Origin of the sequence: Pseudomonas parakoreensis, assembly GCF_021602155.1 — a bacterium.
In the GTDB taxonomy this organism is placed as follows: Bacteria; Pseudomonadota; Gammaproteobacteria; order Pseudomonadales; family Pseudomonadaceae; genus Aquipseudomonas; species Aquipseudomonas parakoreensis.
In genome coordinates this window covers 507,353-522,916 of record NZ_BQHY01000002.1, presented here as the reverse complement: position 1 = coordinate 522,916, position 15,564 = coordinate 507,353, and the positions used below count along the sequence as shown (strand labels likewise).

13 protein-coding genes are annotated in these 15,564 nt (G+C 57.2%); 11 read left to right on the top strand and 2 right to left on the bottom strand.

What is annotated here, in order from left to right; translation table 11 throughout:
- Positions 1-390 precede the first annotated feature (390 nt).
- On the top strand, positions 391-552 hold the full coding sequence (locus L6D63_RS04760) for a hypothetical protein (protein ID WP_191626931.1): 162 nt from the start codon (positions 391-393) through the stop codon (positions 550-552).
- Entirely contained in the window at positions 536-1,303 is a 768-nt protein-coding gene (locus L6D63_RS04755) for a reverse transcriptase domain-containing protein (RefSeq protein ID WP_131670273.1), read from the top strand. Before L6D63_RS04760 ends, L6D63_RS04755 begins: the two co-directional genes overlap by 17 nt.
- 116 nt (positions 1,304-1,419) lie before the next feature.
- Here L6D63_RS04755 and L6D63_RS04750 read toward each other — a convergent pair whose 3' ends face one another.
- Positions 1,420-3,393 carry an AAA family ATPase gene (locus L6D63_RS04750; RefSeq protein WP_131670274.1) on the bottom strand — a complete coding sequence of 658 codons (1,974 nt, stop codon included), beginning with the start codon at positions 3,391-3,393 and terminating at the stop codon, positions 1,420-1,422.
- 672 nt (positions 3,394-4,065) lie between these two features.
- Between L6D63_RS04750 and L6D63_RS04745 the strand changes: the two genes are divergently transcribed.
- Positions 4,066-4,422 carry a DUF6124 family protein gene (locus L6D63_RS04745; protein ID WP_131670275.1) on the top strand — a complete coding sequence of 119 codons (357 nt, stop codon included), beginning with the start codon at positions 4,066-4,068 and terminating at the stop codon, positions 4,420-4,422.
- A 209-nt stretch (positions 4,423-4,631) separates the two neighbouring features.
- On the opposite strand, the gene gspI is transcribed toward L6D63_RS04745, so the two are convergent.
- A complete protein-coding gene (gene gspI / locus L6D63_RS04740; protein WP_047293948.1) occupies positions 4,632-5,006 on the bottom strand; it encodes a type II secretion system minor pseudopilin GspI in 375 nt (124 codons plus the stop codon).
- Between the two features lie 148 nt (positions 5,007-5,154).
- Between gspI and gspG the strand changes: the two genes are divergently transcribed.
- The 8 genes from gspG (at position 5,155) to L6D63_RS04700 (ending at position 15,539) form a co-directional block, all read left to right on the top strand.
- The gene (gene gspG, locus L6D63_RS04735) at positions 5,155-5,613 is read left to right on the top strand and encodes a type II secretion system major pseudopilin GspG (protein ID WP_131670276.1); all 459 of its coding nucleotides are present in this window, start codon (positions 5,155-5,157) and stop codon (positions 5,611-5,613) included.
- A gap of 8 nt (positions 5,614-5,621) precedes the next feature.
- Positions 5,622-6,575 (top strand): type II secretion system minor pseudopilin GspK, encoded by a 954-nt coding sequence (gspK, locus tag L6D63_RS04730; RefSeq protein ID WP_131670277.1) that lies wholly within the window; start codon positions 5,622-5,624, stop codon positions 6,573-6,575.
- A complete protein-coding gene (gene gspL / locus L6D63_RS04725; RefSeq protein ID WP_131670278.1) occupies positions 6,572-7,756 on the top strand; it encodes a type II secretion system protein GspL in 1,185 nt (394 codons plus the stop codon). The genes gspK and gspL overlap by 4 nt, the downstream gene beginning before the upstream one ends.
- Entirely contained in the window at positions 7,749-8,297 is a 549-nt protein-coding gene (gene gspM / locus L6D63_RS04720) for a type II secretion system protein GspM (protein WP_131670279.1), read from the top strand. The genes gspL and gspM overlap by 8 nt, the downstream gene beginning before the upstream one ends.
- Positions 8,294-10,678 carry a type II secretion system secretin GspD gene (gene gspD / locus L6D63_RS04715; protein ID WP_131670280.1) on the top strand — a complete coding sequence of 795 codons (2,385 nt, stop codon included), beginning with the start codon at positions 8,294-8,296 and terminating at the stop codon, positions 10,676-10,678. The genes gspM and gspD overlap by 4 nt, the downstream gene beginning before the upstream one ends.
- A 613-nt stretch (positions 10,679-11,291) precedes the next feature.
- Entirely contained in the window at positions 11,292-12,698 is a 1,407-nt protein-coding gene (gspE, locus tag L6D63_RS04710) for a type II secretion system ATPase GspE (RefSeq protein WP_131670281.1), read from the top strand.
- Positions 12,698-13,912, top strand: a complete 1,215-nt coding sequence (gspF, locus tag L6D63_RS04705; RefSeq protein ID WP_131670282.1) for a type II secretion system inner membrane protein GspF — start codon at positions 12,698-12,700, stop codon at positions 13,910-13,912. The genes gspE and gspF overlap by 1 nt, the downstream gene beginning before the upstream one ends.
- Before the next feature lie 514 nt (positions 13,913-14,426).
- Positions 14,427-15,539 carry a substrate-binding domain-containing protein gene (locus L6D63_RS04700; protein ID WP_047293964.1) on the top strand — a complete coding sequence of 371 codons (1,113 nt, stop codon included), beginning with the start codon at positions 14,427-14,429 and terminating at the stop codon, positions 15,537-15,539.
- Positions 15,540-15,564: the final 25 nt, after the last annotated feature.

Here is a 15,564-nt window from a genome sequence, read left to right as displayed (position 1 = left end):
GGGGAGGGGGTGGAGATGCCTAGGTTGGTCAGGCCGTGATTTGCTGGGTTGAAGTTCGCTATTTTGCCCTTTAGTCGGAAGCCAGAACGGAAAAGCAAGGCGTGTTTGTAACTGCCTTCGACTCGCAGGATTCGTTTGAAATACCCGAAAACCGCCAACAACTCTCAGTTCTATGGGCCTGAACGTTACGACGTTGCGGCCTTTCAATGCGAGATGTTAGGATCCAATCTTCCTGGCGACAGGCTGCCACGCAGCGTGTCCCTCATCGCGTCACTATGTGATCTCTGGGTTATCCGATATGACTCGTTTTGTCTCATCGGTCTCCTCGTTGGTTGTAAAGCCATGCGCTTAGCGCTCGGTCAGCCAGGAATTTAGATGAGGTACGTAATCATGAAGAAATTTGATTACAGCCAAGCTCAGAAGCGTATTGAGTTTGCTACCAAGATCTTCACTTTGGCTACGGTCATTTTGAAGTTCGTGGATGCAGCTCTTCCGCTCTTGAGCGTGGCTTTTAACTATTTCGAGTCTATGTCTGATGCAGAATTCTCATAAATGGCTCAGTAGATTTCGACTAAAATCTAGCACTTGGGTGTATGTTCCAACTTTAGAAACTCTAAAAGAGGGGGCGTTTTTCAAGAAGCTCATTGAGTTAAAATGGTTCCCGCCTTCAAATTACTATCACTTGAAAAATGGTGGGCATGTCGAGGCTGTAAAGTGTCACTTGGGCGGGAAATATTTTGTTTGTGTGGATATCAAGAAATTCTTTAATAGCATAAATAGAAGTCGAATAACTCGGGAGCTAAAACCGTATTTCGGATACGAAAAATCTAGAGCTATCGCCATGGAGTCAACGGTTTCTATTCCGCTAGTCGCAGGTCAGATTTTCGCGTTGCCATTTGGTTTTGTTCAGTCGACAATTATAGCGTCTCTATGCTTGAGAAAAAGCTCTCTTGGTAAAACGATTGACTCACTCAATAAGAGTGAGGGCGTGAGAGTAAGTGTTTATGTTGACGATATTATTGTTTCAACACAATGCTTGGAAAAGGCGGAAGCTGCTCTGTTAATGATCCAAAAAAGCGCAGAACGGTCCGGGTTTTTATTGAATCAAGAAAAATCGCAAGGTCCGTGCGATAGTATAACTGTATTTAATATAGAGCTGAGACAAGGCTTTATGAGTATAGTTGACTGGCGATTCAATGAGCTTTTATTTAACTACAAAGAGGCGTTAAGCGAGAAGCAAAAAACGGGGATATGGGGGTATGTTAACTCGGTAAGTCCTGTTCAAGCATTAATGTTGCTGTAAGCATATTGTCTATTATTTAAGAATGTGGGGTGCGCCTCGGAATGTGCGAGTATGTGTGTCTGGTATTAATCGCATTTGTGCTCGCTAACGCTTCTAAAGTAATTGCATCTAAAAAATCAACCTGCTCTATCAGCTCTGATTCGTTTAAGTCTCGGTTTTGGAGGATACAGAAATTGCTTTATTTCAGTTATCCAATCGGGGCACCTACTTGGGTCAGAGTTCTCTGTGTACGCTAATGCAAACTTTATTTTAAAACCTTCCATGTCAAAAAGTTTTTCTAAAACCAATTTGTCGGAGCTTCTGAGGTTCAAAGCTAGACCAGAGGGAAGGTCGACGTCAGTAACCGTCAGCGTTTCTGAAAGCTCTCCAAAAATTTCTTGATATGCCTCGTCCGCTTCAAAAAGAGCCAACGTGCTCAAAAACGCCTCAGCATCTAATGAATCCTCAATCTCTGTGGGAGGAAAAAACACTGAGTTGGTCGTATGTACCAAAGTGGTTCTCATTTCCGAGGAGGAATTTAATAGGCGCCGTATGCGTAAGTTATCAATGCCGTCCGAGCCATCAAATTTCTCAAAGCTCTTATCAGTATCAAGCAAAAACAAAACTCTGCCTTCAATGTCGTCCCTGTCAGAGTCTAGTGCCATCACAATATACGCGAAGATTTTTTTGACATTTTTTGCAGCTCCAACCGGTAATATGAACGGACGCTTTGAATCGCCAGAAAAATAATGCTCTAAATAAATTTTATCAGATGAGCCCTCACAAACGACCCATTTGTAATCTGCTCCTGTAATAGATGCAATAATTGATTGCACTAAATCATTCATGCCCTTTAGCTCGATATTTGCTGGCAACACCCCGCGGGTTTTTTCTTTAAGTTGCTTGATATCGTCACGAAAGCATCTTAAGTCAATTAGCGGAACTGCTCGTGTTTGCTCTATCTTGGATATATATACAGCTACCCCATTCGATACTATTGGCATAAAGCCATACCAGTGCGTGGTGATAATTGTTTGAACCTTTGCTTCCGATATTTCTTTAAGTTTTTCAAATTGTTCAAAGCAAGCAGAGACATGAAGTGAAAGCTCCGGTTCGTCTATGGCTAGAACGACTTGCTGGGGCCCACCCTGTTCAGCTCTTAACAGAAATCCTCGTGCAACATCGATAAGGGCTTTTCGCTTTTCACCAGAGCTTAAGTTGTTGACTGGTGTGGAATTGTCTCCGTCAATTTTTGTCAAGACTTTCGAGTCAAAAAAAGCTTCAATCACCTTTTCTGTAAAATGGGAGTGATTGAATAATGTTTGTTTTTTTGATGGTTTTTTGTACTCGTACCCTTCTAATACCGAAGCTATTTCATTAAGAAAAGATGTTAAGTCACGATTAATATCCGTTATTGTTTTAGAGCTTATAAAAGCTCGAACGATACTGTCAAGCTTTCGCCCCAGCAGAGCCTGTATTGTTCGTCCTTCAATTTTTGTATAAGACTGAAAATCAATTTCCGATGGCAAATATACATAGCTATAAGTATCTTGGACTAGCTGTAGAAGTGCCTCTGCCTCGCTCTTGCCAATCATGTCGATAAATTTTACGCCTATCTCATCCTCATGTGTCTCAAAAATCGAAAAATAACATTCAGTGGGCGTGTTTACACCATGCTTCAGAAGCCCCATAGGGAAAAGGTAGTGAGTCTCGGCACTGTAGCCTTCTTCGATAAGTAGATCGCGATGTTCACAAAATTGAGTGGCAATCTTTCTATTAGCTGAGTTGAATGATTGGTTGGTTGCTCCCCAGACAAAAGAGCTAGCAACGTCTAAGGCGGATTCGTGTTTAAAGGTATTGGGTAGACGATTTTTTTCAAAAAGAAATACTGGGCATATGAAAGGCTCTCTTGTATCAAAGCCGCTAGTCACAACAATGTGATTGCAATTCCAATCAAAGTTATTGAAGTATGAGTTCAATGCTTCCAGGATAGAGCTTTTTCCAGCACCATTTTCTCCTACTATCGCGCTAAATAATTTGCCTTTAGATAGAGGGATGTAGTTTATATTTTGATAGATTTTGAAGTTTCTTATGAATAATCCGACAATCATTAGTAAATCTTCCGCGTTGCTTGTTTATTCATCACCCTAGTCTAATTTTAACTGATGTCAAAACAGTAGCTTGGTCGAAAGCCGTTGGAAACTCGCTTCTGGTCGGCACCAGTGCTGGAAATGATTGAAATTCGAAAGGTAATCAGCAGTAGGTCTCGTGTAATGAAGGCGATGTGCCCAAAAACAGAACTGTTTATTCGTCAGAGATTGGCAGTTACGGCTGGTAACCTCAGTGATTTCTTTCCTCTGGTAGGATTAGTAGAGGATAAGGGGACGGATCTATTCAGGGAAACTTGATAGAAAGGGATTTCCCGATAAACGCCAACGTTTAAAAAGACATTTCCAAACACTCTCCCAGGCTACACATCCTTGCGCCTTTGCCTACAGCTACGCCAGAATCCGCCGGCTTGTGCGCTTTTGTGTCGGATTCTATTGTGGTCCGGTCGCTGACGAAATCAGCGATCGGGTTTGGTAGCCCGGCTTAGACTTGGCGCATAGCGTCACCCTATACAGGCCCCTTTTGGGGCTGTGTATTTATGGTGGCCATGCGCAGGGCGTCTTCGGGCGCGCCGGTTTTCCAAGTCACCGGTCTACCAACCTTCGTATGGCCACCACCCCTTCGTTTGGTAGCGAAAGATGATGGCTCCTTTTCTATGATTTGGAGATTCACTCATGATCAAACCAACTCCCAACCCACCCGAAACCGCCTCGGTTTCCCCCTACGAATCCATCGATTCCAAAAAACTCCACGAAGCCGCCGACCGTGCGCTCGATCATTACCTCTGTGCGCCCGGGTCCACGCCGCCGCGTAAAACCCGTGGGATGTATGCCGTGACGGCGGACAACAAAACCGAAGAGCTGCTGGTGGATGCCAGTGAGACGCTTGCTTCGGCCAAAAATATCGCGCAGAACATTGCCAGCCTGGTGCCGGTGTCGCAGCGTCGGGCGCTGTTGGGGATTGCGCAGTTGATTATGCTCGGGGAGTTGGCGGTGAATCGGGCGTTGGATAATTTGCAGTTGCAGGGGTGATGATTGTGCTGGGCGTGCCTGCTGGTTGATTAGGTGTCGGTTCTGGCGCCTTCGCGAGCAGGCTCGCTCCCACAGGGTTTCAGGCTGATTGCGGATGTCGTGTGGGGCATGCGTTGTTTTGTTGCCTGAGATGTTTGTGTAAGAGCTGCCGGAAGGTGATCTTTTGATTTTAAAAAACAAGATCAAAAGATCGCAGCCTTCGGCAGCTCCTACAGGGGGCGATTCAGTAGGGTTTCCAGGCGGGCTAGGGGCGGGGCGTCCTGGTTGCGGTCGAAGACTTGGATGGCGATTTTGAGTAGTCGGCCATTTTCAGCCGCTGCGATTACTTGCTCACACCGCAACGACAATCGTCCCTGATCACAATCAACAGCTTTCACACCGGTCGGCAATCGACCTTCCAGTTGCAGCTCTGCCATGCGGGTTTGCGCCGCAATCATTGCAATTGAGCGATCCCGCAGAACTCCGCTGCTTTGGGTCATCAGCCCGGCCACGCGCACAGCCGCCGACATCGCCACGGCAATGATCGCCAGCGCCACCAGCACTTCAATCAAGGTGAAACCCGCTTCTCGGGAACACGCGCGCATATAAGGCCCAAAACCAAAACACAGCCCTCGACCCTAACCCGCGTCCTTGACGGCTTGACGACGAAAACTCCCGAGGATTTTCAACATCCCTGACATATCTTCTTGCAACACTGCGCGTCGAATCGAATCAAGCCAAGGGAATGTCGAGATGGATATCGCGCAGTTCAAACAGCCCAACCGACCGAGCCGGGTGCCCCGTGGGCAGCAGGGTTTTACCCTGATCGAGATCATGGTGGTGGTGGTGATTCTCGGGATTCTGGCGGCGATGGTGGTGCCCAAAGTGCTCGATCGGCCGGATCAGGCGCGGGCCACGGCGGCGAAGCAGGATATTGGCGGTTTGATGCAGGCGCTGAAGTTGTATCGGCTCGATCACGGCACTTACCCGAGCATGACTCAGGGTTTGAAAGTGCTGGTGGAGCGGCCGGCGGATGCGAAGAACAGCAATTGGCGTTCGTACCTGGAGCGTCTGCCGAATGACCCGTGGGGTCGTCCTTATCAATACCTCAACCCCGGCGCGAATGGCGAGATCGATATCTTTTCCCTCGGTGCCGACGGTCAGCCTGACGGCGACGGCGTGAATGCCGACATCGGTTCCTGGCAGCTGTAAGGCCGGCGATGAACAGCCAATCGAACCAGCAGGGGATGGCGATCATCAGTGCGCTGTTGATTGCGGCGGTGGTCGCGGTGATTGCGGCGGGGATGTTGACCCGGCAGAGCGTTTCGACCCGCGCACTGGAGGCGGATCAGCAGCGGGTTCAGGGGCGCTGGTTGTTGCACGGCGGGCTGGAGATCAGCCGGCAATTGCTTTGGGATGCGCGGCAGCGTGATCCGCTGACCCGGCTCGATCAGCCGTGGGCGCAGCGCTTGAATGCGCAGGGTTTCGAGGGGCGGCTGGAGGATGAGCAGGGCAAGTTCAACCTGCGCAATCTGGTGGCCAACGAGCGTGTCGATGAGGCGCAGGTGCAGGCGTTTCAGCGGTTGTGCGAGTTGATCGGCATCAGCGCCGGGTTGAGTCAGCGCATCAGTCAGCGGGTGATCAGCTCTTATCCGTACCTGTTGAACCCGCAGATTGCCGAAAACACCACGAGCAAAAACGCCTTTGACAGTGGCCGCGCCACGTCGCCGAATGCGTCGCGCAAGCCACAGCATCCGAAGTTGCCGATGCTGCGCAGTGTTGATGATTTGCGCAGCGTCGAGGGTGTGAATGACGCGGTCATTGGCAAACTGGCGCCGTACCTGACGGTTATTCCGGCAACCACCTGGCTCAATGGCAATACCGCCACTGCACCGGTGTTGGCCGCGTATGTGCCGGGGTTGTCGCTGGAGCGCGCGCAGGCGCTGATCAATGAGCGCGATGCCGGGCGCTGGTTCATCAACCGTGGCGATTTCGTCAACCGCTTGCGCATGCCGAATCTGGAGCTGACCAGCGTCAAGGTCGGCATCACCAGTGACTGGTTTCGCCTGCGTGGCGAGGCGCGGCGTGAGCAGCGTCGGGTCAGTCTCGATGCGTTGTTGCACCGCAGCGAGGAACGTCTGCCGCAAGTGATCTGGTCGCGGGTGGGTGCATGAGCCAGTTGCGTGTGAGTTTGCCGCCACTGGCGCAGTTGAGTCTCGACAGTGAAATGGACTGCGCGTGGCTGGACCGGCAGGGGCAGGTCATTCGTGAGCAGCGCCAGACCTTTAGCCAACTGGGGCAGTTACCGAAGCAGCCACCGCTCAGCGCTTTTCTGCACCCGGCGGACAGCCTGCTGGCGAGCATCGACCTGCCGCCATTACCGGCGAACAAGACCGCAGCGGCGGTGCAATGCGCGGCGCAGGCCTTGATGCTCGGTGACTGCAATGACATGCACATCGCTCACAGTTCGCGGGATGAAGCGGGGCAGGTGCAGATTGCCTGGGCGCCGCGTCAGCGTTTGCAGCATCTGGGGCAACTGCTGAAGCAGGGCGGGCTGAATCTGCGCGGCTTGTACCCGGCGGCGTACAGCTTGCCGGTGCTGCCGGGCACGGTGGCCTGTCGGCAGGACGGCCATTTGTTGCTGCGCGGAAGCGTGCAGGTGGCGCGGGTGCAGCCGCTGTTCGACGACGAGATTGGTGACTGGCTGCTGAGCTGCGGCACGCCGTTGCACTGGATCGGTTCGACGCCACCGCCGGATGCAGAATTGCCGATGGCCGAGGCGCAGCGCTGGACCGGGCCGTTGCCCGGTTGGGGCCTGCAGGGTGCGGTGCAACAGCAGCGCAGCGAGCATCGCGGTTGGGGCCGGGCGCTGGGGCTGTGCGCCTTGGCGGTGGCGGTGTGGGTCATCGGCTTGAACCTGTATGCCGCCCGTGAGGCCAGTCAGGGCCAGCAGCTCAAGGCGCAGATGGCGCTGCGGGTGAAGCAGGCTTTTCCCGAATTGCCGGTGATCCTCAATCCGCTGCAGCAGGCCCGTCAGCAATTGGCGGCGCGGCAGAAGGGCGCGGCGGAGGATCCGGCGCAGCCCTTCAATCGGCTGGTGTTGCAGGCCGGCAGCGGCATGCCGTTCATGGCCGGCACGGTCGAGCGCCTGACGTTTGTCGACGGCACGTTGCAGTTGAGTTTGCTGGCCGACGCCCGGCGCAGCGCCAATGACAAGGACAAGGATTGGCAAGCCGCATTGGCCCAGATCGGGATCAGTGCGACGGCTGACGATGAGGGCTGGCTGCTGCGCCCGAGCGATGAAGTCACCACCCCCGACGACAGCGCTGACGACAGCGGGGCAGAAGATGAATAAGGCGATGCTGTTTGTCTATCGCGCCCGTTGGCAGCGTTTCAGCGCGCAGCTTCAGGCGCGCTGGCAAGCGTTGGCCCTGCGCGAAAAGCGCATGGTCGGCGGCATGGCGGCGATGCTGCTGGCGCTGTTGGTGTGGGTCGCACTGATTCAGCCGCCGCTGAAAAAAATCACTTACTGGCAAAGCGAAACGCCGAAGTTGCGTGCGCAGACCGAAGCCCTTGAAGTGCTGTTGCGCGAAGTCAGCGTGCGCCCGGACGGGCAAAGTCTTGCGCAGTCTCTTGAGCAGACGCTGCAGGCCAGCGGCCTGGCCGGACACTTTCAATTGCAGGCCGGAGAGGCCGGTGCGTGGCAACTGACGTTCGACGCGGCACCGGCCGACGCGGTGCTCGACTGGCTGCTGAGCACCCCGGCGCAACTTTCTCTGCAAGTGGTCGAGGCCCGTCTGCAACGCGCCGACAACGCTTCGACCGAAGTCACTGCCGGCACATTGTCAGGCACCGTTCGCATGGATCAGGCGCTGGGCGCTAAGGAAGCTTCATGAAGGGGTCAGGATCCAAACCGGCGCGCATGGCGTTGCCGATGCTGCTGATGGCGTTGAGCGCGTGCAGCAACACCACCACCACGCCGCCGAACCAGCCGCCGTTGCTGGTGGACAGCGAACTCGGCCGCCCATTGGCCAACACCCAGCGCAGCGGCGATGCGCTGCTTGATCGGCAACGCGCCCAGGTACAAACCGCGCCGCAACCACGGCAGATGCACAACATCACCGAACGCGCACGCAGTGGCGGCGCCCCACGCGGCAGCACACTGCCGAGCAATCCGCTGGGCGATCAGCCGGTGACGCTGAATTTTGTCGATGCCGATATTCAGGCTGTGGTGCGCGCGTTGTCGCGTTCCACCGGCCAGCAGTTTCTGGTCGACCCTCGGGTCAAGGGCAGCCTGACGCTGGTCTCGGAAGGTCAGGTGCCGGCACGCCAGGCTTATGACATGTTGCTGGCGGCGTTGCGCATGCAGGGTTTCAGCGTGGTCGATGTCGGCGGCGTCGCCCAGGTGGTGCCGGAAGCCGACGCGAAACTGCTCGGCGGGCCGATCTACAGCCCGGACAAACCCGCTGGCAACGGCATGCTGACGCGTACCTTTCGCCTGCAATACGAAAACGCGGTGAACCTGATTCCGGTGTTGCGCCCGATCGTCTCGCCGAACAACCCGATCAATGCCTACCCCGGCAACAACACCATCGTCGTCACCGATTACGCCGAGAACCTGACCCGCGTCGCCCAGTTGATCCAGACCATCGACACCCCGAGCGCGATCGACACCGACGTGGTGCAGATCCAGAACGGCATCGCCGCCGACATTGCGCCGATGGTCGCCGATCTGCTTGACGCGCCGGGCAACGACCCGACACAGAAAATCGCGGTGATCGGCGATCCGCGTTCCAACACCATCATCATCCGCGCCGGCAGCCCCGAGCGCACCGAGCTGGCGCGCAATCTGATCTACAAACTCGACAACGCGCAGAGCAATCCGAGCAACCTGCACGTGGTTTATTTGCGTAACGCGCAAGCGGCGAAACTGGCGCAGGCCTTGCGCGGCCTGCTGACTGGCGAAAGCGACAGCGGCACCAGCGACAGTGCGCGCTCGGTGCTCAGCGCCATGGGCAGCAATGGCAACAACAATGGCGGATCGAGTGCGCAGAGCGGCACGCAAACCAGCGGCAGCACCTCGACCACTTCCAGCACGGGCAGCACCGGCGGCAGTTATGCGCAGAGCAGCAGTTCGACCGGCAGCGGCGGCAATCAAGCCAGCGAACAGAACGTTGCGTTCAGCGCGGGCGGGGTGACGATTCAGGCTGACGCCACCACCAATACCTTGCTGATTTCCGCGCCGGAGCCGTTGTATCGCAACCTGCGCGAGGTCATCGATTTGCTCGACCAGCGCCGCGCGCAAGTGGTGATCGAGAGCCTGATCGTTGAGGTCGGCGAGGACGATGCCAGCGAATTCGGCGTGCAATGGCAGACCGGCAATCTCGGCGGTAAAGGCGTGATCGGCGGAGCGAATCTTGGCGGTTCGGGGATCAACCTCAACGGCAAGACCAGTCTCGATGTGCTGCCGCAGGGTTTGAACCTCGGTTATGTCAACGGCACCGTCGACATCCCCGGCATTGGCAAGATTCTCGACCTGAAAGTGCTGGCCCGGGCGCTGAAGAGCAAGGGCGGCACCAACGTGTTGTCGACGCCGAATCTGCTGACCCTCGATAACGAGGCGGCGAGCATTTTTGTCGGCCAGACCATTCCGTTTGTCAGCGGTAGCTACGTGACTGGCGGCGGTGGCACCAGCAACAATCCGTTCCAGACCGTGACCCGTGAGGAGGTGGGCTTGAAGCTCAACGTGCGGCCGCAGATTTCCGAGGGCGGCACGGTCAAGCTCGATATCTATCAGGAAGTCAGCAGCATCGACGAACGTGCTTCGGTCAGCGCGCGAGCGGCGGGGATCGTCACCAACAAGCGCGCAATCGACACCAGCATCCTGCTCGACGACGGTCAGATCATGGTCCTCGGCGGCTTGCTGCAGGACGGCTACAGCCAGAGCAACGAAGCGGTGCCATGGCTGGGCACCTTGCCGGGAATCGGCGCGCTGTTTCGCAACGAGCGCCGGGCGATCAGCAAGACCAACCTGATGGTGTTCCTGCGCCCGTACATCATCCGCGACAGCGAAGCGGGGCGCAGCATCACCCTCAACCGCTACGACTTCATGCGCCGCGCCCAGGGCGGCCTGCAACCGGAGCGCAGCTGGGCAATGCCGGACATGCAGGCGCCGCAGTTGCCGACGGCGGCGCAGGGAGTGCCGAGTCCGGTTCCGGCTTCGGGACCTCGCGCGACGATCAAAGCGGTGCCGATTGAAGGGAGTACACGCTTTTGAATCCAACCCTCAATCTGAGAAGTAACCCTGTAGTGAGGGGATTTATCCCCGATGGGCAGCGAAGCGGCCCCAAAACCTATGCGCGCGGTCAGTCAGATGTATTCGGATATCAGGTTTCGGGGCTGCTGCGCAGCCCATCGGGGATAAATCCCCTCACCACAAGAATTCCCCTCACCATAGAGAGCCGGGACGACGCTGGACCTGTAGGAGCTGCCGAAGGCTGCGATCTTTTGCTTTGGCTTTTTTCAATGTCGCTGAAGATCAAGATCCAAAGATCGCAGCCTGCGGCAGCTCCTACGCTTTTGAATCCGACCCTCAATCTGAGAAGTAAACCTGTGGTGAGGGGATTTATCCCCGATGGGCAGCGAAGCGGCCCCAAAACCTATGCGCGCGGTCAGTCAGATGTATTCGGATGTCAGGTTTCGGGGCTGCTACGCAGCCCATCGGGGATAAATCCCCTCACCACAAGAATTCCCCTCACCGTAGAAAGCCGGGACGACGCTGGACCTGTAGGAGCTGCCGCAGGCTGCGATCTTTTGATCTTTAAAAGCAAAAGATCGCAGCCTGCGGCAGCTCCTACACGGGAATGTATTGCCATGGGGGGAGGGTGTAGATGAGTTCGCTTCCCTACGCCTGGGCCAAGGCCCAGCGCATTCTGTTGTGCGACGGCGTGCTGACCGTATGTCCATCGACACCGGGCTGGTCGATCAGCGAGGTGCGGCGGCAGTTCGGTGAGACGTCGCTCCGGCGCGTGCGCGACGACGAACTCGACGGCCTGCTCGCCACGGCCTACGCCGATACAGGCAGCGCCGCCGCTGTGGTTGGCGCAGCAGAAAACGAAGTCGATCTCGACCGCCTGATGCAGGACATGCCGGAAATCACCGACCTGCTCGACACCCAGGACGGTGCGCCGGTGATCCGCATGATCAACGCCTTGCTCACCCAGGCCGCGCGCGATGAGGCCAGCGACATTCACATCGAACCGTTCGAAACCCATTCGGTGGTGCGCTACCGGGTCGACGGCACGCTGCGCGACGTGGTGTCGCCGCGCAAGGCATTGCACGGTGCGCTGGTGTCGCGGATCAAGATCATGGCCCAGCTCGACATCGCCGAAAAACGCTTGCCGCAGGACGGCCGCATCGCGCTGCGGGTGGCCGGGCGGCCGATTGATATTCGCGTCTCCACCGTGCCGACCGGGCATGGCGAGCGTGTTGTCATGCGCTTGCTCGACAAACAGGCCGGGCGCCTGCATCTGGAAACGTTGGGCATGGACGCACAGGTGCTGGCCAAACTCGATCACCTCATCCGCCAGCCCCACGGCATTGTGCTGGTCACCGGCCCCACCGGCAGCGGCAAGACCACCAGCCTCTACGCCGCGCTGGCGCGACTGGATGCCAGCACCAGCAACATCCTCACCGTCGAAGACCCGGTGGAATACGACCTGCCGGGGATCAGCCAGATTCAGGTCAACGCCAAGATCGACATGACCTTCGCCCTGGCCTTGCGCGCGATTCTGCGTCAGGACCCGGACATCATCATGATCGGCGAGATCCGCGACCTGGAAACCGCGCAAATCGCCGTGCAGGCCTCGCTCACCGGGCACCTGGTACTGGCGACGCTGCACACCAACGACGCGGTGTCGGCGGTCAACCGCTTGATCGACATGGGCGTCGAGCCGTTTCTGCTCGCATCGTCGATGCTCGGCGTTCTGGCGCAACGCTTGGTGCGACGGCTGTGTAATCAGTGCAAACAGGAAGACCCGGCAGCGCCGGGCACATGGCGCCCGGTCGGTTGCGCGGCGTGTAATCACACCGGTTACAGCGGCCGCACCGGCATCCACGAATTGTTCTGCATCGATGACGACATCCGCACCCTGATTCACCAAGGGGCAGGGGAACAGGCCTTGCGCGCGGCAGCGGCCAAGGCCGGGATGTTCAGCCTGCGTGAGGACGGCGAGCGCTGGATTCGCAGCGGCGCCACCGCGCCTGAAGAAATCCTCCGTGTGACCCGGGACGCCTGATGAATCGCTATCGTTTTGAAGCCGCCGATGCCACCGGCAAGATCGAGTCCGGGCACCTGGAGGCGGACAGCCAAGGTGCGGCGTTCGGCGTGTTGCGCAGCCGTGGGTTGACCGCGTTGTCGGTGCACAAGGAAAGCAACGTCGCCCAGCATGGCGGCGGCAGTGGCTTGTTCAGTGCGCGGATGTCGGATAACGATCTGGCCTGGGCGACGCGGCAACTGGCGAGCCTGCTCGGGGCCAGTCTGCCACTGGAGGCGGCGCTCAGCGCGACGGTGGAGCAGGCCGAGAAAAAACACATCGCCCACACCCTCAGCGCGGTGCGTGCCGACGTGCGCAGCGGCATGCGTCTGGCCGAATCGCTGGCCGCACGGCCACGGGATTTTCCGGAGATCTATCGCGCGTTGATCGCTGCGGGGGAAGAATCTGGTGATCTGGCGCAGGTCATGGAGCGGCTGGCCGACTACATCGAAGAACGCAACAACCTGCGCGGCAAGATTCTCACCGCGTTCATCTATCCCGGTGTGGTCGGGCTGGTGTCGATCGGCATTGTGATCTTCCTGCTCAGCTATGTGGTGCCGCAGGTGGTCAGTGCGTTTTCCCAGGCGCGGCAGGACTTGCCGGGGCTGACCTTGGCGATGCTCACCGCCAGTGATTTCATTCGCGCATGGGGATGGTTGTGTGCGGCGATCATGGCCGGGGCGTTCTGGAGCTGGCGCCTGTACCTGCGCAATCCGGCGGCGCGCTTGAGTTGGCATCATCGGGTGCTGAAATTGCCGCTGATCGGGCGTTTCGTGTTGGGCCTGAACATTGCGCGATTCGCCTCGACCCTGGCGATTCTCGGCGGTGCCGGGGTGCCGTTGTTGCGGGCGCTGGAGGCGGCGCGGCAGACGCTATCCAATGATCGCTTGAGCCTGAGTGTCAGCGACGCCACGGCCAAGGTGCGCGAAGGGGTCAACCTGGCGGCGGCGTTGCGGGTGGAGAACGTGTTCCCGCCGGTGCTGATTCACCTGATCGCCAGCGGCGAGAAAACCGGCGCACTGCCGCCGATGCTCGAACGTGCGGCGCAGACCCTGTCGCGCGATATCGAACGGCGGGCGATGGGCATGACCGCGTTGCTCGAACCGCTGATGATTGTGGTGATGGGTGGGGTAGTGCTGGTGATTGTGATGGCGGTGTTGTTGCCGATCATTGAGATCAACCAGCTGGTGCAATAACCCCCTGTAGGAGCTGCCGAAGGCTGCGATCTTTTGATCTTGATCTTGAAAAGCAGAAGCAAAATCAAAAGATCGCAGCCTTCGGCAGCTCCTACAGAGAATGGAGTAAGCACCATCCACCTGTGGGAGCTGGCTTGCCAGCGATAGGGCCATGCAGAACAACAAATAACTCAGACTTTTTTACCAGGACTTCAGCATCACCCGACCCTCAAAAGAACCATCCTCGGGTTCTCCTTTCTGTCATCTGCAACCACCCCGCAACGGCTGCAGCCAATTTCAGCCAAACCAACGATCCAGACGCCGCGCAATCCCCCGCAAACACCCGAGAAAACCGTCGGAAAATCCCCGCGCAGCTCCCGAGGTTTTTTCCTTTATCTGTCACCGGAACCTGCGAATTTTTCATTGCGACTTAACCACGGACCCCGCTTGCGAAGGTCAGCGGTGAGTCTTCCCAGTGTCATGCAAGACCCCTGAAAACCTGTGTTCACAACCATCGTTGAAAAGGAGATTCTTCATGTTCAAGCGCACTCTGATCGCCGCTTCCCTGACCGTCGCCGCTCTGGCTTCCGCCCAGGCCATGGCCGTTACCGGTGGCGGCGCCACGCTGCCAGCCGCTCTGTACAAAGGTTCGGCCGACAGCATCCTGCCTGCCAACTTCAGCTACGCCGCCGTGGGTAGCGGTGCCGGCAAGACCGCTTTCCTGACCAACAACCCGGCCGGTTTCAGCACCACCGGCACCGTGCATTTCGCCGGTAGCGATTCGATCCTCAGCGCTGCGGAAATCAACACCTACAACACCACCTACGGCGCTTCGTACGGCCCGCTGATTCAACTGCCTTCGGTGGCCACTTCGGTTGCCATCCCGTACAAAAAAGCCGGCCAGACCGCGCTGAACCTGACCAGCGCTCAGCTATGCGATGCGTTCTCCGGTGCCAAGACCACTTGGGGCCAGCTGCTCGGCACGACCGACACCACGCCGATTCGCGTTGTGTACCGCAACGTTTCCAGCGGCACTTCGGAAATCCTCAGCCGTCACTTGAACTCGGTCTGCCCGACTCAGTTCGCCACCAGCTCCACCTTCACCAACGCGCGTCTGCCAGCCGGTTCGACACTGCCGTCGAACTGGGTCGGCGTCGCCAACACTTCTGATGTCGCCACTACCGTGAACGCGGTTGACGGCTCGATCGGTTATGTCGGTCCGGACGGTGTCGACGCCACCAGCAACGCTGTTGTTGCTCGTGTTAACGGCGTTCAGCCAACTTCGCTCAACGTCACCCTCGCACTGTCGTCGGTGTCCGCTCCTTCGACCCCGGCCCAGGCTGCAAACCCTGCCAACTGGTCGCCCGTGGTGGCTAACCCGGCTTCGGGTTACAAACTGGCTGCCTACACCAACTTCATCTTCGGTCAGTGCTACAAGGATGCAGCCGTGGCCGCGGACGTCAAAGCCTTCCTGACTCAGCACTACAGCAACCCGGGCAACAACACTGCGACTCAGGCCCACAAGTTCGTCGCCGTGCCTAACGCCTGGAAAACTGCTGTGACCGCCAACTTCATCACCAACACGTCGGGCAACAACCTGGACATCAACAACGCCAGCGTCTGCAACGCTATCGGCCGTCCTTTGTAAACTCGCGCGGTCGTAACACCGATGA